This window comes from Nocardia suismassiliense, assembly GCF_900269665.1.
GTDB classification, from domain to species: domain Bacteria; phylum Actinomycetota; class Actinomycetes; order Mycobacteriales; family Mycobacteriaceae; genus Nocardia; species Nocardia suismassiliense.
In genome coordinates, this window is record NZ_LT985361.1 from 5782420 (window position 1) to 5801846 (window position 19427).

Genomic DNA, 19427 nt, shown 5'->3' on the forward strand with positions numbered 1-19427 from the left:
CGTCTATGTTTCACATCCGCGACAACTGCGGGAATCCTCCACGCCGCTACCGCGCGTAGCATTCGGCACATTCGAGATCTTCACAACGTCGCGTCCGAAGATGTCGAATTGTTCGGCCGAGGCGGGTTCCGGTGAATGGGCCGGGAAGTCTCGGGCCTGCCGGACCGCTCGCAGTATCGGCCAGGAGCCGGCTGACCGCTGCCCGCGCGGATCGTGTCGCGGCCTCGCCCGAATCGAAGGGGTAAACCATCTCCATGGCCGACCCGGCGAAATAGAGTCCATTGTGGTGCTGGACCAGGACTCGCGCTGGATCTATGGGTGAGGCGCAGTAGATCGCCTCGCTCACCGCGCTATTGGCACGCACACCGATGAGTGAGACCTCACCAAGGTCCGCACACATTTCTCGTACCCGGTCGGTCACGTACTCGTCAGAGGCGTTGAGCGGACTGGTACAAAAGGCGGTACATCGCGCCGCTGGTCTCTGCAACATCACACTGACACCGTTTCGAGCCAACAGCGCGTACTGCGGGAAGTCCGCCCCCAGATTCTTGTCAGCATAACTAAACGTGAGCACCTTGAAGTGCAGGTGCTCGTTGTCAACTGAGATCCTGTGTGCGAGTGCCGACGCATCCAGGACAGAAGCCAGATCTCGAGGCACGAGTGTCGATATGACGGCATCGAATTCCAGCGTCGAATTGCCGGCTGTAATACCCCACGTACACTCCCCGGGACCGTTACGGATCTGTGCGAATCTGGTCACTGTGGTCCTGAATCGGAAGGCGACACCCCGTCGCTCGAGAAATTTCAGCCAAGGCAGAGTCAACGTCTCGTCGGTGCGGCCGGGTAGACACATGATCATGTGCGTACTTTTCGACGACAAAACGAACAGCGCCAGCGACTTCATGTCGAAATTCCGGAACATACGGAGGGTCTTCTTGTACGATTGCACTTTGTCAGCCAGGAGTACGGACTTGCGGCGTTCGTTGATCACATGATACTTCTCCCAGAAAGTCAGCTCTCTGGACCAGATCGCGTACAACCTCGATATTCTGCGCCATTCGTTACCGACATGGACCATCCTGCTGACCGGACGCATCGACTCATAAATTGTCATACCGCCGCCAGCGGGAATCTGTCGCAGGATATCAAAAAGCGCAACGTAATCATCGATGAAGAGGCGCTGGCAATGCTCCGCATCATCGATGATGTTTGCGCGCCCGCCGACCTGTGGTTCACGTTCGAATACTGTGATTTCCACACCGGGATAGCTCGATAAATATGTGGCCGCCGACAGTCCGGCGATACCCGCCCCTATAACGGCGACTCTCATCCGTGACACCTCAATTCTTCTGTCGCTCGCAGCCATTGGCTGGTCACTTCGAACGACTCAGACATCAGTGCCGGACCACTATCGAAGCGTCGTCGTGAGGTTTTGCGGAGTATGGGCACTGCGGGGAGCGTGTACACCCGAGCAGTCGTACAGCGTTGCCTCGCGCTGTCGGTGAGCTGGCGAGACATGATGACAGTCGCCGCTCTCCTGGTGATCGACCACCAATTCTTTGGGACCTCACTCATGGTGACGGGAGGGCTCGTCAGGAGCAGGAATATTTCGCTGTGACCGTTTTCGATGGCCTGATGAACAGGCGCCCCATATAGAAGTCCGTCGACATACAAGCTTCCATCAATATCGACAGGAGGGAAGAAACCGGGCACGGCGCAACTGGCCATCAGCGCGTCGGCCACTGCTCCGGATTCGAACAGACGCTCCTCACCCGTCAACAGGTTGGTCGCGACTATTCGAAGCGGAATAGGCGCGTCTTCGATCGCGGCGTAGCTGAGCCCCGCGGCCAGCCGTCCACGAATCCCTTCCACCGAGAAGAGCGAGGGTGATCGTCCTGCCAGCGCTGCGACGACGTCGGCGATCGAAGGCCGCAGCGGCGGGGCCAGAGCCGATCTCGTCCATTTCTCCGCCAGTGCGTCGATCGACTTCTTGTTGAAACCTTGGGCGAGTGCCGCGGCATTCACCGCCCCGATGGAGGTACCGTAGAGTGCGTCCGGAGCGATACCGGCTTCGAACAATGCGCGCGCCATGCCGACTTGCACCGCTCCATGGCTCCCACCGCCGGATAACACGAACGCCGTCCCCGTCATACGCGAACCTGCAAGGTGGCTAGCCGACGGTGCGCTTCCGATTCGGCGGCAGCAAGACGGTCCGATATCAGCTCGTGGGTGCTCGAAATGTCAGTAGCAGGCACTACGATCTCGAAACACACCACAACCACGGGTGGTCGCCTGAGCGATCCGAAAGTTGTCAACTTTCCACGCTGCCACAGAGCTTCAGATCCGGCCGAGCCGAGGATTACTACGGGGGCGCCTGTCACTGTCGCCAAGTGCGCGGCTCCCGTGCGCAGACCGTCTCGATGGACGTACCCCGATCGCACAACACGCCCTTCGGGCATAATCGCCACCGACCGGCCGGCGTGTAGAGCAGCTGTCCCTGAGTCGACCAGCGCCGACCTACCGCCGGCGCCTGCATCAACCGGGAGCAGATCCAGGGAATTCCAGTCGCACTGTCGCGTACTGATCTTTTCGAGGTGCGGCTTCGACACAACCAACAACGGCGTGACATCGAGTTTGCCGAATGTCACGATACCTGCCGGTAAATCGAACATGCTCCGATGCGGCGCGATGTAGATCGCGGCGACATCCGGTTGCTCGATGATATTGAACAGGTGATACTTCGCCGCAATTCGCACCGCAAACGATGACGTCGCACGAGCAACCGCCTTGGCCGCACGGTACCGAGGAGCGACATGTGGCCGCCCCATGACCTGACTCATCCCTGGTCCGCGGTTTCGAAAGACAAGATACCCACTCAGTTCCCTCTACGAATCGTGCCGATCGACGGCCCTACGGGTCGCCGTCACGTACACCTTCTACTTGACGAAAAATGCGCCCGACTCTACGATTCAGAGTCCTCAGTTCGACGAGCTGGCCCAATATCCTCAAGAATATTGAAATTTTCTGTAACGCAACATCGGCTATTCGAATGACATCCGAATAGCAGTCCCCGCTCACAAGGGCGTCCGCGCGACTGTCGCGGGCACCAAGTGCAACGCACCACAAAGCCAACACCTGGTGTGACGCTGGGTCGATCACCCTCGACAAGCACTGCGTTGACCTGGCCGGCATGCGACGGTCCGTACCGCTTGATCGCCACCGCCTCTACCGGTCCCGTCAGGGCCGACAACGCACACCATCCAGCACGATCGGTAACCGACGATGTCGACCGAACGCACGACAGCGCTGAATCCGGCTCGGACGGTACACTATTGCCGTTTCAGCGGTCGTAAGTGCCTTACCGTGAAAGTTGATATGAAATCTGCAATATTGCTCGCAATTTTCGCGACACTGCCGATCGGCGGGCCCCCTTTCACTCCAGTTGGCGGCCACATGAATCAGGGCAATGCCACTCCCGGCAACGGCGGCTCACATCCGTGGTGAATTCATCCCTCGATCGCGAGCGGGGTGCTCGACGGAACAGGCCGGCGGCGACGTTTCGGTCGCAACAGGACTGTTCGATGTCAATTGTGACTGCAAGTATTTCGGTTCGTGGAGCACCATTGAAACTATCCCGACCGCAACGGTCTTTACTCAATAGAGTCTTCGTATGCAATTAATTCGGCTGAATCGTCGCACCGCGGCTGTCTCCGTAACTTTGATTCTGCTCGCGGTATGTGGCGGGCTGTTGGCGGTAGTCCTCAAAGTTGGAGGTCTCGCCGATGCGGCGAATATAGCGCAATTGGCTAGCATACCGCTCGGTCTTGCCGCAATTATCAGCCCTGTATTTACTGCCGGACATCGTCATGCCTCCCAGGTTCCATCAGTCGAACAAGTACGCCTTGCGCACCAAACACTCGCGGGGTTGGTCAAGGGACAATGGCTGGTGGAAGCCGGGGTGCGCGGAGTCGGAAATGTCCCAATGCCGGTGCGGTGGAGGGTGTCGCAACGCCTGGTGGCTGATCCCTATCTCCTGATCCCAGGCGACTCGGTATTATCGGGACGCAGCGATCAGATTGCCGTGTTCGCCGCGAGGTTCCGTGCGTTGTCACCCCAGCGGTTGATCATTCTCGGCGAAGGTGGAACCGGCAAGACGACCCTTGCTATCCAGTTGCTCCTGGAACTTCTGAAGTCCCGCCGTGAGGGCGACCCTGTCCCGGTGCTGCTGTCGCTCACCGATTGGGACACCACCGTTCAGCCACGACTGAGTGATTGGCTTACCTCCCGGTTGGCGGAGATCTATCCAGCTCTGGCAACCGATACCTACGGCGCAATGGCTCCACATGCGCTGGTCAGCCAGGGGCTGATCTTGCCGGTCTTGGATGGTTTGGATGAGTTGCCCGTCCGCCTACGGGTGGGAGTGCTGTCCGCACTGAACTCGTCGTTGAGCCAGTCCGATCCGTTGATTCTGACTTGCCGGACCGCGGAGTACGTCCGTACCGTGGCCGGTGCCAGCGATGTTCTCAGCGCGGCTCTCGCGATCGAACCACAGGAGCTAACCCCTACCGACGCGATCGATTACCTGACCGACTGCATCCCCTTACCCAACCCATCGTGGCGCAGAATCGTGGAGGAGTTGGGCGCCGGAACCTCCCGGGCCCTCGCCTCGGCACTGTCGAAACCGCTCGGGCTGTGGCTCCTGCGGGCCGCCTACCCGCCTACCGGCGACCCAGCCGAACTGTTGGACACTAATCGTTTTCCCGATGCCGCTACCATACGAATTCACTTGTTAGCGGAGTTGATCCCCGCGCTCATCCGTGCCAACCGACCCAGCACAGACTCCGCCGAGCTATTTCGGCCGCGTTACTCTTGGGATGCGGAAAACGCACGCCGTTGGCTCAGCTTCCTGGCTCGCCATGCCGAGAACCGTAGCTTCGCGTGGTGGCAGATAGCCCACTTCACGGTACGACCGAGCTTCTTCCGAAGGTTCTTTACACTCGCGTCAGTGCTCGCAATGGCACTCACCATCGGTTTGGGGGCCGGGTCAGTCAATGTGTTTGCCGGCGGCTTAGTGTCGAGGCTGCAGGACGAGGTCACTGCCTGCCTTTGCGGCGGATTCACGATCGGCATCGGCGGGGCGATTGCCTACTGGCTCGCCTTCGCTGACAGCGCGAGCAGATGGCTGACCTCCGATTACCTCAGGGTCGAAGAGCAGCTGCGTACAGTTATGCGTCGCCAATTCCTCACCGGCCTCGGCACCGGGATCACCTATGGAATCATGGCCGGCGTCATCGTCGGGCTCGCAAGAGGGCTCACGTTCGGGCTCGTCCTCGGACTCACCGCAGGAGCCACGTTCGGTATCGCCAGCCAAATAGTGCCAAACCTGATTCGGTCGGCAGAAAACCGAGCAACCGCGCGCAATGCGAGTACGGCAGATTCGACCTGGCGCGCCGACAGAAGACTGACAGTTCTGTCCACCTGCACTGTCGTTGTCACTTTCAGCCTCACCTTCGGCATTACAGTCGGCTTGGCATTCGGTCTCAGTAATATTCTCGCCGGCGGGCTCGATCCCAAGAGCTGCCCATGGGCGCTCTGCGTCATGGCAAAGGCATACGCGGCAATCAGGGGGCAATTGCCATTCAGATTGATCCCTTTCCTGGAAGACGCTCATCGCCTCGGGCTGTTACGAGCGATCGGTCCGCGGTACCAATTCCGCCACGCCGATCTACAGGATTATCTCACCCGATCCGGCGGCATTTACAGGTAAATAACAATTAGTCGTGAAGCCCTCTATATAGGTCAGACAATCCGACTGCTCACGAAATACCGAGCAGGATGGACCCCGGGAAGTTGAATTCGAGCGATGGCTATCAGAAGTGGCGTGGACTGCGTGGCTTCCGTGCCTGGTGACCGAACCTCAGCGTCGATACTCTCAGTCCTCGATCGTGTGTCACTATTGGCCGCATTTGGTTCAAGCAGGAACGGCGACAGCCAGCGCCTTTGGAATGGCACCGGCATGGCGATTGATCATGAAAGGCAATGAGCCGTTTGCCGCCGGGCGAATCGCCGAAGTCAACTCCGCCGCAGAGGGATTGAGCAGCGGTCCGTCCACACCGGTCGCCGATTCCCAGCCACCCAGCCGCGTAAAACTCCCATACAGACGCTCAGCCAGCCCCTCGAAGAATTCCAACCGGGGCGTCGCATTCCGACCCCACCACCAGCGCCAGCCTGCCTCCCACCCCCGCGAACATACCCCCCAACCAGGCCCACTCCCGATCCGATTCAACAAAGGCAGGTGACAGAGTGAGCCGCAGATGTGTGCGGGGAATTACTGACGCGGCGGCGGCATAGGCGCTGCGCTCAGGAACTCCCTGCAATGGTGTCCAGCATTTCGGCATGGCCGTGGTCGATTGCGTCGTACGCGTCAAGGTCGAAGACCTTCATCCGCCGACCGGGAATAATGCGCCGTCATCCGCGCGTGGGCACGCAAGCACGGGCCACGAAGTGGACAGCCGCAGGTATGACTCGGCCGAACTCGCCCCTGCCTACAGCGAAGTGAACCCGTTTGCCTGGCGCCGACCCACTCCGGTCTGGAGCGGTCACGAAGGCCGACTAGCGACGTGCTGACCGGAGGTCGCTGGTTGTCCTGCGTCGGCGGCCTGCCAGCATGCGGCCGACAGCTACTCCTAGGAGCGCGGGAGTAAGGATCAGGAGGGTTAGGAAGGCGGCGTTGCCGGTGAGTTCTTCGACAATGCCGTAGTCACCGAGGTACAGGCCAGGCATCCTGTCCAGGATCCAGGCAACCAGGCCGCTGCCGAACCCGGCCGCCGCCGCAGTCTTCAACCACGGGATGGTCAGGTCGGAGCCGGTCTCCAGATCCAGCTGCGTGGGCCGATCGGCGCGTCCGTCAGCCGTACCCCACCACCCGATGGTTGTCAGCAATAGGAACAAGCACACCGGCGGGACCAGATATGCCTGCGTCGGCCAATGCACCGTTGCGAATCCCAGCGCGGCACGCAATATCAAAATCAGTGCACCAATTGCGGCGGCTCGCAATACCCAAGTCTTCATCTACTCCACCGTGAACATGCAGGCAGTCAATGTGAATTCTCGCGTCGGCTCAGTGATGCGGGCGGACGCTTTGTTCGCCGGGCGGCGGCGACTCCGAACGGGAACCGGGAATCCTGCTCGCCATGAACGGTGTCGCCGCCGCGTACGACTCGGGCTAGCCGCCCAGCGGCAGGCAGAGGGTGTTCTCGGCCGAACCGAGCGGGATCGGGAGACACAGTTCTACCGAGCCAGAGCTCGAGCCGGAGCCAGCCGAGGCCGGGCCGGCGCTCAATGCGACTGCCGACAGCGCGAACATGGCGACGGCGAGCGGACGGATCATTTTCGAGTTCATACGGTCATCCTCGTTGTGCTGTGTGACGTGCCCCGGAATCGAGGCCGCCCAATCAGAACACAGCCGGGATGGTAATTGCTCCCCCGTCGGCAGATTTCAGGTTTTCGAACTATCAGTTTGCCGAATCGTCGTGGAAATGCCCAGCAATTCCAGCGACGCTCACACAATAGCTGCCTCGTGGAGATACACGAACATTCTTCGAATCAATTGTGGCTTTTGCCGACGCTCAACCATAGGCACGGCTGACCACCGCGATGAGGTCATCGAGGAGGCTCGCCGGAGCGGCTGGCTCGCACCGGACGTTCCATCCATCGTCGATGGCGTTCGAGGCCGAACCATGTCGATCGAGCGCCGACATCACACTTTCGGTGACCGCCGCGTGGACAACCTCGATCGGGACGCCATCCTGCGCGCAGCGTGTCGCCGCGTGCTCGAGCCAGTCGAATGCCAGGACACCCGAGGCGTCGGCAGCGGCGACCACGACGAGCGCCCGTTCGATGCCGCGCTTGAGAATTCGGTCCGAGCAGGTATGTCGGGAACTTCCATTTTCGGCCGACGTTGCGCCCGCCTTTCGGCGTTCGTCGTGCGGACCCATCACCATGGCGCTCCCCTCCGCAAGTCTCCAAGCGTCGACGGTACGTGCTGATCGCTGCCCTCTCGTGCTGACCGGCTCATTTTCGTGATCCCACAAACCAGCGCCGTCAGAGTTTGTGAACACTGCCTACGATCTCGGCACCGGCAAGGTGCGCAGGGGATAAGGCGCTTCTGTTCTGTGATCGACCACAGGGTTGCCGGACGGGTTTGATCACAATCCCAGCCGCCGCGAGTGCCGGGCCGGGCCCGCGATCCCAGAGTTACCGTGATGTGCTTCGCCATGCTGCGGGGATGGAAAGGAGTCACAATGACCGTCACCAGTTCAGCCCATCGGGACTTGATCTTCTCAGGCCAGCCCGTCACGTCGCCGTTGAAGGACGTCCGGACTCTCTCTCGGAAGATGGTCGGCCATTTCATCGAGAATGTCGCGCTGTGCCGGACATTGCCCGGTGAGACGCTCAATGGCGATATCACCACGATCACTCGGATCTGCCTCGAGCTCGCCGTGAAAATGCTCGACGGTTCCGATGGCAGCGAGAGCACCCAGCAACTGCGGGCTGCCGCCGAAGGCTGGGCTCGCGAAGGCATCCCGATCGACACTATCCACCACGCGGTGCACGAAGGGTTCAAGCTCGGTTTCGACCTGGTCGTCGCCGATGCGACGGCGGCGGACTTCGACAGTCTCAAATCCGCCAGCCGACGACTATTCGAAATCCTCAACACGATCACCACCACTGTCTCCCACGCCTACGTGACGGAACTGCGGACCGTGCTCAGCGATGACCGCACAACCGCGTACACACTCACGTCAGCTCTGCTCCGTGGCAACTGCACCTCGACCATGGCGCGGGAATGCGGAATAGAGATCGCCGACTCCTACTGGGTTGTCGCCGTGGCGTTCCCGCCGCACCCCGAACAGAGCAACGCTCGCTTGGATCCCAAAGCCGCTGCCCAGCGCAGACTTCGGCGCATACAGGCCGCGCTCGCCGAGAAGTGCGCCGGCAATCCGCTTTCATTACTCAGCGTCGACGGCGGCACGATCCTGCTACCCGCGACCCTGCTACCCAACGAAGACCTCGACGTGTTGATCGATGAACTGTCGGTCGCCGCGCACGTCCCCATCACCGCCACCGTCATCACCGCCCAGACGGCGCAGATTCCTGGTGCCGCCGACCAGGCACACGAACTCCTCGACATGGTGCAGTGGCTGGCGTATCCGGGCGGGCTCTATCGACTCGATCAACTCGCCGTGGAGTTCCAGCTCACCCGCCCTGGTCCAGGTCTCGAATGGCTTCGCACAGTCCTGAACCCACTCGACGAACATCCCGAACTGCTCGAAACACTGCAACGACACTTCAGCGCCGACCTCAGCCGACGGCGTACAGCCCAGGCGCTACACATCCACACCAACACCGTCGATTACCGGCTCAAGAGAATCGGCCAGCTCACCGGTTTCGACCCGAACAAACTGTCCGATATCTTGCACCTCCGAGCAGCACTGCTCGCCCGCAGATACCCACGGCACACCCCTGACACCGCCGTCGGCTCCGCGCCCGATATGCCGACTGCTCGAACACGACCATAGGCACCGCTACGATGCGGCTCGCCACCGTGCCATCACTTGTCCGATCTCGGTTGCGGGCGGCTCGCCATAGAGCCATTCGCGAGCGAGGGTGTGCCAGTTCGCAGTTGCCTCCAGTTGGCCGAGGGCGGCGAAGGTGAACAGGTCGGTGCGCCGGGAGAAGACGGTTTCCGGGGGCAGCATTTGCTTGCGGATTCCGCGGAATTCGCCGGCTCTCGGGTCGATCGCGAGCACCACCGCACCGGTGGCGAGTTCGGAGGTGACGGTGATCTCCTCATCCATGAGGTGCCAACCCGCTGCAGCCCAGACGTATTCGAGGCATTCCTCTGCGGTGACCCCCGAGGCGGGATCAAGAATGCCACGGTCGATCCACTGCTGGTAAAGGTCCTCGGCCCGGTGCTCTGCTGCGGCCTGCAAGGCCTCCCGCTCGTACTCGACGTGCACCGGGTCCATACGGTGAAAGAGCCCGAAGTCCACAAAACCGACCCGGCCGTCCTCGGCCAGCAGGACGTTGCCGGGATGCGGATCGCCGCAGAATTCATGATCGGCGAAGATCGAACCGATGTAGAAGCGGTAGATCAGCTCCCCGACCCGGTCCCGATCCGCGGCGGGCAGAGTCCGGATCTCGTCGAAGGACTTCCCTTCGACGAACTCGGTCACCAGAACGTGGTCCCCGCAAAACTCCTCGATGCTGTCCGGCACTGTGATGAGGGGATGGCTGCGGAAACGTGATGCCACTCGATGCTGGGTCCGGGCTTCGCGCACGTAGTCGAGTTCGCCACCGATGTTGCGGCTGATCTCCTGCAGTACGCCGGAATCGGCAGCACTGGGCAGCACGGATTTCAACACCACGCTGAATAGCTCGAGATTGCGCATGTCGGCCAGAACCGCTTGATCCACACCCGGATACTTCACCTTCACCGCAACGACGCGCCCGCCGTGCAAACGCGCCCGGTACACCTGGCCGATAGATGCGGCGGCGATGGGAGCCTCGTCGAAATCGGCGAAGACCCGGGATAACGGACCGAGGTCATTCTCGATGACCGCCCGCATCGCTGGGAAGGGCACCTCTGGTGCGCGATCGCGCAGTTCGGCGAGCTTAAGCCGGAACAGCTCACGATGCTCTTCCGGGACCAGATCAACGTCGAGCACCGACAGCATCTGGCCCAACTTCATTGCCGCGCCCTTCATCCCGCCGAGCACGGTGACCAGCTGCTGCGCGGCCTGCAGTGCCGAGCGTTGGGCCAGCACCTGTCGTGCTTGTTCGGTGCGACCGAGCATCGACAGCCGCGTCCCGACCCCGCGCGCAGCCTGTTCGGCGGCCAGCAGACCCAGTCTGCTCCCGCGCGCCAGCCGACTGCTGGGCACTCGGCCGACGACCATAGGTACCTCCGTAGGAATCCGTCCAGCAAGAACGTACTGCCGCAATGGTAGGCATCCGCACCTATACCATGATCGATGCTCACTATTCACCGCACCCTGGGAGGCTGTATTGCCGCCGAAGGTTGTCCGGCAACGGAGCCGACCGACTCAGCGCCGCGCGAAAGAGACGCGGGAACAGATCCTCGACGCCGCGGCAGAACTGTTCGGAGAGCGCGGGATCGCCGAGACGTCCACTAATCGGATCGCGACGGCGGCCGGGGTCAGCATCGGCACCCTCTATCGCTACTTCCCGGATCGCTCCGTCATTGTCGACGCGCTGCTGGAGCGGATGCTGACCAGCGCTGAGGAGCGCTTCACCACGTGGATGTCGGGTCGGCCGCAGGATCCGATCGCTGACTTGCTCCCCGCAATACCGCAACTGACCACCGAAATCCTCGAGGTGTTCACTGATGTACTGGCCGGCAGCGCGAAACTGGTGAGTGCCTTGATTTCGGGCGTGGAGTTCGAGCGCAGCGGCATCCCCGCGCTCGAACCGCGGCTGCGGTTGCTGGTCAAGGTTTTGCTGATCCAGGTACTCGGGCCCGGTAACGATCACAAGTACGACATGATGACGTTCGTGCTGATCAATACCGGCTTCGCAGCGGTGCTGCGGGCGTCGCTACCGTCTGTCGGCAGCGAGGAACGCCACGAGGCCATCGCCATGACCGCCGAGATGATCAGTGCCTGGATCCATGCGCAAGTGCTGGCCACTCAACCACCAGCCGGGGCGTAACAGCACGCACATCGTGGCGAAATCCCAGTTCCAGGCCATGCCGCTGTGTATTCGGCCAAACCTGCGCTGAACCCGACGAGGGCGGCCTTCGACAGCAGTAGCCTCCGGTTTGCGCCGAACGTCAGATCATCGGTGCAGTGGGAGTTGCGAAATGATTGCCGAAGTCGTCGAAGTGGTTCACGAGTTGCCACTAGCCAGGCAGGTGGTCTGGAACATCCTCATCCAGCCCGAGAATTACGCGCGGTTGTTCAGCGGCATCGGCGGGCTGGAACAGCTCGAACAGGATGGAAGTTACTGGCGCACAACGTTTCGCGCAGGTTCACTGGCGATCGGCATCGAAACCGTCGAAGTACGTCTGACCGTCGGGCGGTGGTACGAACGCCTGGAGCTGTCCGCGCCGCAGGTCGGCGCCCTCGCGGCGGTTCGGCTCGAACGCAAGTTCGTCGGCTACCACCAGGTGGAGCGGACCACGGTACGAGTGACGTACTTGGCGCCGGGGCGGGTGCATCCGGGCCTCGCACGCATGTCCAAGCACGCGGTGCTCGCCTGGACTCGGGCGGGGTTGTGCCACGTGCTGGAACTTGGACAGGCGGCCCCGAAATCCGTGCTGATCAACGGCGAGAACGTGCCGATTCGCCGGAGCGCGGATGTGGCCGGGCAGATCATCCGGACCGGAGTGATAGCGCCGAGCCGGCCGGACCGCAGCGTGCGGCAGCTGGCGGGACTGGCCAAATGGCGGTTCACCCTGCCCGGCGGATACGCGGCCGGAGCCGCGCTCGACCCGGACCGGCCCGCCCTCATCGATGACTACGGCAGCCGGACCTTCGCCGAAATCGACCGGCGCACCAATGCGCTCGCCACGGCCATGGCCGATCTGGGAATCGATGGCCATCATTCGATCGGCCTGCTGGCCCACAACCACACCGGAATGGTCGAAACCATGGTTGCCGCCGGAAAACTCGGCGCTGATCTGGTGCTGCTCAATGCTGGGCTATCCGGCAGTCAGCTCGAGGAGATCGCCCAACGAGAACGTTTGGCGGCGCTGTTCGTCGACGCTGATCTCGAACCGCTCGTGGGCTACCTGCATGACGGCATTCCGCGTTATACGACGGGAGCGCGGCGGGGACCGGCCGATCGGTCGACGATCGATGATCTGATCGCGTTGGGGCGCAGTCGAATCCCCAGACCCGCTCATCCCGGGCGGCTGCTGGTACTGACCTCCGGCACGAGTGGTGCCCCGAAATGTGCACGGCGGCCGCATCCGAAGGGTTTCGGCACGATCGCGGCGCTGCTGTCGCGAATCCCGCTGCGCATACACGAAACGATGCTCATTCCGGCGCCGCTGTTCCACACCTGGGGGCTGGCGGCGTTGCAGCTCAGTACCGCTCTGCGCGCCACCGTCGTGCTGCCCGAGGAGTTCGACGCCGAGGACTGCCTGCGACTGATCGCCGAACATCGAGTCACTTCGCTGATCGTGGTACCGACCATGGTGCATCGCATCCTCGCCCTGCCCAGTGCTGTCCGCGCTCGCTACGACACCAGCAGTCTGCGGGTCGTAGCCAGTTGTGGCGCACCACTTCCCGCGGCGACCGTGCTGCGGTTCCTGGACGCCTTCGGCGACATCCTCTACAACATTTACGGCTCGACCGAGGTGTCGTGGGCGACCATCGCCGGGCCCGAGGACCTGCGCCTGTCCCCCACTACTGCGGGCCGTCCGCCACTGGGAACCAAAGTCGCGGTGCTCGACGCCGACGCACGCCCGGTTCCGATCGGTGCGGTAGGGCGGATCTTCGTGGGCAACCACATGCTCTTCGACGGCTATGTCAATTCCACACCGCCGGCTGCCGCTGACGGCATGCTCGACACCGGCGACCTCGGCTACGTCGACGTGGCAGGCAGGCTGTTCATCGCCGGACGTGACGACGAGATGATCATCTCCGGCGGTGAGAACGTCTTTCCCCGACCGGTCGAAGAGGCCCTATCGTTTCTGCCGTATGTGAACGACGTCGCCGTAGTCGGCGTGTCGGATTCCGAATTCGGGCAACGCCTGGCCGCCTTCGTCGTCAAACACCAAGATTCCGGTCTTGATTCGGCCATGATCCAGACCTACATCCGAAATCGCCTGGGCCGCGTCGCGGTTCCCCGCGACGTGTCATTCCTGACCGAATTGCCGCGCGGCGCGAGCGGCAAAATCGTTAAACGACTGCTGGCTACCGAACAGGTGACATAGCCCGGCGATCAACGCCAGAGGCAGCGGCAGGGCAACTGCCGCAGGCCCGGCCGGACTTGACCGTCGATGGTTACCAACAACCCGAAATGCTGTGCAGCTGCGGCGAACTCGGTCCCCTCCTGCCACGTCGCACGATATTCGAGCACCATGCCAGGACGGGAATCCGGCCGGGGGAAATGGACGGTGACCCGGCAGCTCAGGATTTCGTCCGCTGGGTCGTCTATTGCGGAATTCGTGTATCGCGCCATTGCGTTGCGTTCCTTCGACTACTTTGTCAGCTACCCGATCTGATCGACAGAGTCAGGCAGCGGCCGCAATTCAGACGCTATAGTTTCATCGTCGGCTGGTGACGGAAATGGCTTTACGCTGGATGTTTCACAGCCGAGCACTGGATGCGCTGTGGGGCGCAACTGTATTCATCGATCGAGAATCTCGCCCGCCAGCCAGGTGTCATTCACCTTTTTCATGCGCAGCACGACGGTTCCGGTGACACTCTGCTGGGCGATGCCGTCTTTGGTTGCGGCGACCGTGAGATTGACGAGCAATTCGGCGTGATCGGTGGTGAGCATGCTTACCCCGACAGGGTCGGCAGCGGCCTGCACGCTCGTCTGGGCCTGTTTGATGGCCTCGACGGTGGTGGCCGAGAACTTGTCCAGATCGGTCAGCATCTGGCCGGTGACCACCTCGCGCACAGCGGCGTCGTAGCGATCGATGGTCTTCACGTCGTAGCCGTAGATGGTCAGCAGTGCGTGCACCGCCGCGGCCTTCACTTCCTCGGTCGCCGCCGTGTCGACCAGCGCGGCGTTGGCGTCGTCCACACCGGGCTGCGTGGCCGCGAATGCCGCGGATCCGCCGAGCACCACGGCGCCTGCTGCCGCCGCGAAGACCCGACGCCACGAGCCGGTCCGGCCGAAGTCGAGGCGAGGAACCGAGATCCGGCGAAGAGGTTTCTTTCCTGATCCCTTCGCCCGACTTACCGGCGCTGGGGTGGACTCGTCCACATCGATGGGCTCCGGTGACGCGGCTTCGGCGTCTACAGATCGGCGTTTGGTGGTGACCCGGTTGACCGGTCGATTTGCCATTGGAACTCCTACGATCCGGGCCGTGGGGCGGGTGCCGCCGGTACCGGCGCCGGCGGTGTGTTGGTCGCGCCGCCGGAGTTGTCCAGCAGCACCGGCTGAGTCAGCGAAGCCACCTGCTCGGTCTTCCAGACATCACCTTCCTTGGTCATGTCCAGGCTCCAGGAGTAGCGGTAGCTCGATGCCGACTTATCCTGCTTGACCTCGGTCACCTTCAACACCACCAGCGCTGTGGCCTTGTCCAACTCGCTGTTCAGCGACGTGAGCGCGGCCACCTGCACCTGGGATTGCATACCGACGGCGGCCTGCTGTGCCATCTCCTCGGATTTTTGCCGGTTCTGGTTGGCCGAATCCAGGATCTTGCCGGTCATCGAGGACCGTGCCAGGGCCAGCGAACCCGGAATGTCCTCGACCTTGATCGTGGTCATATTGATCGCGGCCTGGCTCGCGGCGGCGAGTGCGGCGTCGCGGGCGTCGGCACGCGGGCCGTCGGTGAAGAAGGCCGCACGGGCCCAGCTCCCACCGAACCAGAGGGCCGCGACCAGCGCCACGGCCAGCGCACCGACTGCGGCCGCGGTGACCACCCTGGGCGGTTGCTTGTCCTGGTCCGTCGCCTCTGCAGCTTCACTCGTTTCACTCACCACATGCACCTCACATCATCGTTGTCGGTTACCGCTTCGGCGTGACGCCGAGCAGGGTCGCCACCTGGACGGCGATCGGGCTCACGTCGAGCTTGTCCGGGTCGGTCTTCGGGGTGTTGTCCCAGGGCTGCGGGATGCTCGGGTCGGCGTACTCGGCGCGCGCCCCACCGCGCACCGCGGTCGGGTTACCGAAGGGCACGGTGCATTGCGCATCGGTGTTGAACGGGAAGTCGTCTCGGGTGTCGTCGAACTCCGGATTCGCGGCCTTCATATCCGCCAGGATCTTGTGTGTGCCCTCGTAACCAGCTGAGCAGGCAGGCGGGTAGTTCAGCTCGAAGACGTAGCCGAAGTGGGTGGTGCCATCGCCGGGCGCGGCGGCCGACCCACCGAAGGAGATCGGCGGCATCATCATGAGAATCGGTTGCAGCGCATAGAATTTCGGCGACACCGTCTTCAACAGGGTGCGTAGCGAGGCGAGGTTCTCGGTCACCTTGTCCCCGCTCTCGATCAGCAACCCGTCGATCTCCTGGCCCGCCTCGGCGCCGGTGCCGATCAACCGCCGCACATCCGGATCGCTGTCGCGCAACTGGGCGGTGAGCCGGTCGAGACCGTCGCTGAATTCGCGGATCGCGCCGGATTGCTCAGCCTGGGTACCGAGCGCGATCCTGCCGTCGCGGATGAGCTGGATGGTCTGCGGCAGCGCCGTGTGGAAGTCGGTGGTGATGTTGTTCAGCGACTGGACCAGAACCTGCATGTCGTCGCCCTTGCCGTTGAAGGCCTTACCGAGTTCGGTGATGCTGGTGTGCAGCGCGGCCAGGTCCACCGACTTGGTGAAGTGGTCCACACCGGCGATCAACTGTTCGACCGGAACCGGTGCAACCGCACCGTGAATCACCGAATTGTCCTGCAGGAATGGGCCGTTCGGGCTGTCCGGCTGCAGGTCCAGGTACTGCTCACCGATCGCTGAGCGGTTGGCGGCCACCGCCGTGGCCGAGGCCGGGATCCGTGGTGCACCCGAGCTGATGTCGAGCCGCATCACCACACCCCCCGCGGTGAGTTCGAGTTCACCGACCCGGCCCACCGGGACGCCACGGTAGGTCACTTCGGCTCCTTGGTAGAGGCCGCCGGTTTGTTCGGCTTCTACCCTCACGTGATAGACGCCGAACCCGAACATTTCATCGAGCCGGACATATCGGGCACCGACATAGCTGACCCCGATCACGGCGATCGCCACGAAGGCGAACAGCTGATAGCGAACCAGACGGGTCATCGCGGACCACCTTCATCGGCGGGGGCGGGGACCACCCCGAGGTTTTCCAGCATCGGTGTCAGCAGGCCCGGCAGGCCGGGTAGCTGGGGTACTGGCAGCGTCGGCAGCAGCGTGATCGTCGGCCATCCCGGACGTGGGCCGTTGCCGTTGTAATACGGGTTGGCCGGATTCACCGGAACCGGCGGCCCGAACGGAGGCGGCGTGTAGACCGGATCTGGCTTACCCACACCGAAATTGCTCATCAGCACACCGATCTCCATATCGACCGATAGCCAGGTGTTCACCGAGCCGCCGAAGGTGCTCTCCAGCGCCGCGTCCGGGAACGGGTATGTGGGGAAGAGCGGCAGCGCGTTCACCAGATCCTCGGACCCCTTGCCCAATTCCTGCAGGATGGGCCGCAGTGCCGTCAGATCCGTGATCAGGTCGTCTTTGGCGGTGTCCAACACGTCGAAGCCGGCCTGCCCGACCCGGTCCAGCTGGGTCAGCAGCGACATCAACTGGGGCCGCTGCTCCTCGAGGATCTCGATGCCCTTGGGCAGCTCGTCGAGAGCCGCGCCGATCTTGTCGGTCTGGGTGCTCACTCGCCCACTCAAGGTGGCGAGGCCATCGATCGCCGCAGTGATGTCGTGCACCTGAGTGTTCAGGCCCGCGATCAGAGTGTCGGCCTGCTCGAGCAAGGACCGCGCCTTGTCCTCGCGCCCGCCGAGCGCCTTGTTCAGCTCGGCGACGATAGGTTGCAGCTGAGCCACGCCGCCACCGTTGACGAGCAGCGACATCGCGCCGAGCACCTGCTCGACCTCGGTCGCGTGGCGGGTATTGGCGACCGGGATCACCGAACCATGGGTCAGCCGCGCCGTCTCCGCGCCTTGCGCAGGCCGGGAGAGCTCGATGTACTTCTCGCCGAGCAGGTTCGACTGCCGAACTTCGGCGCGGGCGTTGACGGGCAGCTCGACCGAGGAGTTGACCACGGTGCGCACACTGGCGGTCCACATATCCGCGCCGAGGGTAATCTCCTCGACCCGGCCCACAGGTACGCCGTCGACCTTGACGGTGGACTGCGGTACCAAGTCGAGCACATCGTCGAACTCGATCGCGATGGTCATCGGCCGGTCCCCGATATCGGCACCGCCGGGCAGGGCGACACTGTATATCCCGTCGGAGGCGCACGAGCTCACCATCGCGGCGGCCGCCACAATCACCACCGTGGCGCCGAACCCTCTTGCTGTGCAGCGAATTCCGCTCATCATCGATCTCCCTGTTCCGAGGGCGGAAGTTGATTGGAGGGGGTGCCGGGCACCGTCCCGGGCACCGGGTCGCGCTGCAAGTTCTCATTGCTGAGAATGCCGAACGGCAGGATCATCGGCGACTTCACCGCCGCAGCGAGGGAGGCGGCGATCGTCGAGCAATGGTCGAGCAGCGGTCGCAGTTGCCTGCTGACTTGGTCGAAGGTCGGATTTCCCGGGATCAGTTTGCCCAGATCCATCATCTTGCAGATCGTCCCGAACGGATTCTGCAGCTGGTCGGGGAAATTGGACCGCATGTCCAGGGTGCCGGCTTCACCGTTGTGGATGCCGATCACATTGCTCATCGCCACCGGGATCACCGGCAGTGCCGCGGCGATGTCGCCCCGATGATCGGCGAGGTTCTTGGTAAGCGCGGTCAGCGCGTCGGCGTTGTCCGCGATCATGGCTCGGTTGTCGGCGAGGAAACCGGCGACATCGCCGAGCGCTACCGAGAGCAGATGCAATGCGTTGCCGAGGGTTTCGCGCTCCCCCGCCAGGAAACCCGCCAAATCCGCGAGCTGGGTGTTGAATTGGCGAACCTGCTGATCGTTGGCGGTCAGCATGGAGACGAACGTCTGCAAGTTCTTGACCGTCGCGACGATGTCGCCGCGCGAATCCGACAAGGTGTGCGCGGCCCGGGAAAGCTGCGTGATGCTGTCGGCCATGGCCTCGCCGTTGCCTGCGAGGTTCGCCGCGCCGGTTCGGACCAGTTGATTCACCGCGCCTTCCTTATTGGCACCGTTGGGGCCGAGAGCGTCGGAGAGTTCGGTGATGCTCTCGTAAACCTGGTCGACCTCGACCGGGGTCACGGTGCGTTCACGGGGAATCGTGGCGCCGCGCGCCATTTTCGGGCCACCGCGGTAGACCGGCGCGAGCTGGATGTAGCGGTCCGAGACCACCGACGGGGTGACCAGCGCAGCGCTGGCGTCCGCGGGCACGTCGAAGCGATCCTCCACGCGCAGCACGACTTTCACCTGGTCGCCGATCGGCTCCACCGATTCCACCGAACCCACCGGCACGCCGAGGATCCGCACATCCGAACCCTGATAGATGCCGACCGTGCGGTCGAAATAGGCGGTGATCCGGGTGCTGTTGACCCTGTTGAATCCCCACCACAGCGTGCCGGCCGCGACCAGCGCGATGACCACGACGAGCGCGAGACCGGGCAGCGAGCGAATCCTGCTAACCATG

At 62.7% G+C, this 19427-nt stretch carries 17 protein-coding genes; 4 read left to right on the forward strand and 13 right to left on the reverse strand.

The window, feature by feature from the left end; translation table 11 throughout:
- Positions 1-46: 46 nt before the first annotated feature.
- From DBO33_RS25660 to DBO33_RS25670, 3 genes are read right to left on the reverse strand one after another with little or no spacing between them, the layout of a single operon-like run.
- Positions 47-1330, reverse strand: a complete 1284-nt coding sequence (locus tag DBO33_RS25660; RefSeq protein ID WP_234391033.1) for an oleate hydratase — start codon at positions 1328-1330, stop codon at positions 47-49.
- Positions 1327-2151 (reverse strand): patatin-like phospholipase family protein, encoded by an 825-nt coding sequence (locus DBO33_RS25665; RefSeq protein WP_107657345.1) that lies wholly within the window; start codon positions 2149-2151, stop codon positions 1327-1329. Before DBO33_RS25665 ends, DBO33_RS25660 begins: the two co-directional genes overlap by 4 nt.
- Positions 2148-2840: a lysophospholipid acyltransferase family protein gene (locus tag DBO33_RS25670; protein ID WP_107657346.1), complete on the reverse strand. Its 693-nt coding sequence runs from the start codon at positions 2838-2840 to the stop codon at positions 2148-2150. The genes DBO33_RS25665 and DBO33_RS25670 overlap by 4 nt, the downstream gene beginning before the upstream one ends.
- Positions 2841-3670: 830 nt before the next feature.
- Here DBO33_RS25670 and DBO33_RS25675 point away from each other — a divergent pair.
- Positions 3671-5767 carry an NACHT domain-containing protein gene (locus tag DBO33_RS25675; RefSeq protein ID WP_107657347.1) on the forward strand — a complete coding sequence of 699 codons (2097 nt, stop codon included), beginning with the start codon at positions 3671-3673 and terminating at the stop codon, positions 5765-5767.
- A gap of 204 nt (positions 5768-5971) precedes the next feature.
- Here the strand turns inward: DBO33_RS25675 and DBO33_RS43035 are convergent, their stop codons facing one another.
- The 4 genes from DBO33_RS43035 to DBO33_RS25685 all read right to left on the reverse strand — a co-directional run bounded on the left by DBO33_RS43035 (position 5972) and on the right by DBO33_RS25685 (position 7883).
- Complete coding sequence (locus DBO33_RS43035) at positions 5972-6190, reverse strand: hypothetical protein (protein WP_159080512.1); 219 nt, start codon at positions 6188-6190, stop codon at positions 5972-5974.
- 422 nt (positions 6191-6612) lie between these two features.
- A complete protein-coding gene (locus DBO33_RS25680; protein ID WP_107657348.1) occupies positions 6613-7071 on the reverse strand; it encodes a B-4DMT family transporter in 459 nt (152 codons plus the stop codon).
- 154 nt (positions 7072-7225) lie between these two features.
- Positions 7226-7402, reverse strand: coding sequence for a hypothetical protein (locus tag DBO33_RS43635; RefSeq protein ID WP_199856760.1), 177 nt, complete (start codon positions 7400-7402; stop codon positions 7226-7228).
- Positions 7403-7628: 226 nt separating this feature from the next.
- A complete protein-coding gene (locus DBO33_RS25685) occupies positions 7629-7883 on the reverse strand; it encodes a hypothetical protein (protein WP_159080513.1) in 255 nt (84 codons plus the stop codon).
- A gap of 420 nt (positions 7884-8303) precedes the next feature.
- On the opposite strand from DBO33_RS25685, the gene DBO33_RS25690 reads away from it, so the two are divergent.
- Positions 8304-9581, forward strand: coding sequence for a PucR family transcriptional regulator (locus DBO33_RS25690; RefSeq protein WP_234391034.1), 1278 nt, complete (start codon positions 8304-8306; stop codon positions 9579-9581).
- A gap of 6 nt (positions 9582-9587) precedes the next feature.
- On the opposite strand, the gene DBO33_RS25695 is transcribed toward DBO33_RS25690, so the two are convergent.
- Positions 9588-10961, reverse strand: coding sequence for an ABC1 kinase family protein (locus DBO33_RS25695; protein ID WP_107657351.1), 1374 nt, complete (start codon positions 10959-10961; stop codon positions 9588-9590).
- 109 nt (positions 10962-11070) lie between these two features.
- On the opposite strand from DBO33_RS25695, the gene DBO33_RS25700 reads away from it, so the two are divergent.
- Complete coding sequence (locus tag DBO33_RS25700; RefSeq protein WP_107657352.1) at positions 11071-11733, forward strand: TetR/AcrR family transcriptional regulator; 663 nt, start codon at positions 11071-11073, stop codon at positions 11731-11733.
- Between the two features lie 151 nt (positions 11734-11884).
- Positions 11885-13963: an AMP-binding protein gene (locus DBO33_RS25705; protein WP_107657353.1), complete on the forward strand. Its 2079-nt coding sequence runs from the start codon at positions 11885-11887 to the stop codon at positions 13961-13963.
- Between the two features lie 416 nt (positions 13964-14379).
- Here the strand turns inward: DBO33_RS25705 and DBO33_RS25715 are convergent, their stop codons facing one another.
- The 5 genes from DBO33_RS25715 to DBO33_RS25735 are packed head-to-tail and all read right to left on the reverse strand — an operon-like array spanning position 14380 to position 19426.
- Positions 14380-15045: a hypothetical protein gene (locus DBO33_RS25715; RefSeq protein ID WP_234391035.1), complete on the reverse strand. Its 666-nt coding sequence runs from the start codon at positions 15043-15045 to the stop codon at positions 14380-14382.
- An 8-nt stretch (positions 15046-15053) separates the two neighbouring features.
- Positions 15054-15683: a hypothetical protein gene (locus DBO33_RS25720; protein WP_159080514.1), complete on the reverse strand. Its 630-nt coding sequence runs from the start codon at positions 15681-15683 to the stop codon at positions 15054-15056.
- Positions 15684-15711: 28 nt separating this feature from the next.
- Positions 15712-16953, reverse strand: coding sequence for an MCE family protein (locus DBO33_RS25725; RefSeq protein WP_107657356.1), 1242 nt, complete (start codon positions 16951-16953; stop codon positions 15712-15714).
- Entirely contained in the window at positions 16950-18200 is a 1251-nt protein-coding gene (locus tag DBO33_RS25730) for an MCE family protein (protein ID WP_107657357.1), read from the reverse strand. Before DBO33_RS25730 ends, DBO33_RS25725 begins: the two co-directional genes overlap by 4 nt.
- Positions 18197-19426, reverse strand: a complete 1230-nt coding sequence (locus tag DBO33_RS25735; RefSeq protein WP_107657358.1) for an MCE family protein — start codon at positions 19424-19426, stop codon at positions 18197-18199. The genes DBO33_RS25730 and DBO33_RS25735 overlap by 4 nt, the downstream gene beginning before the upstream one ends.
- Position 19427: the final 1 nt, after the last annotated feature.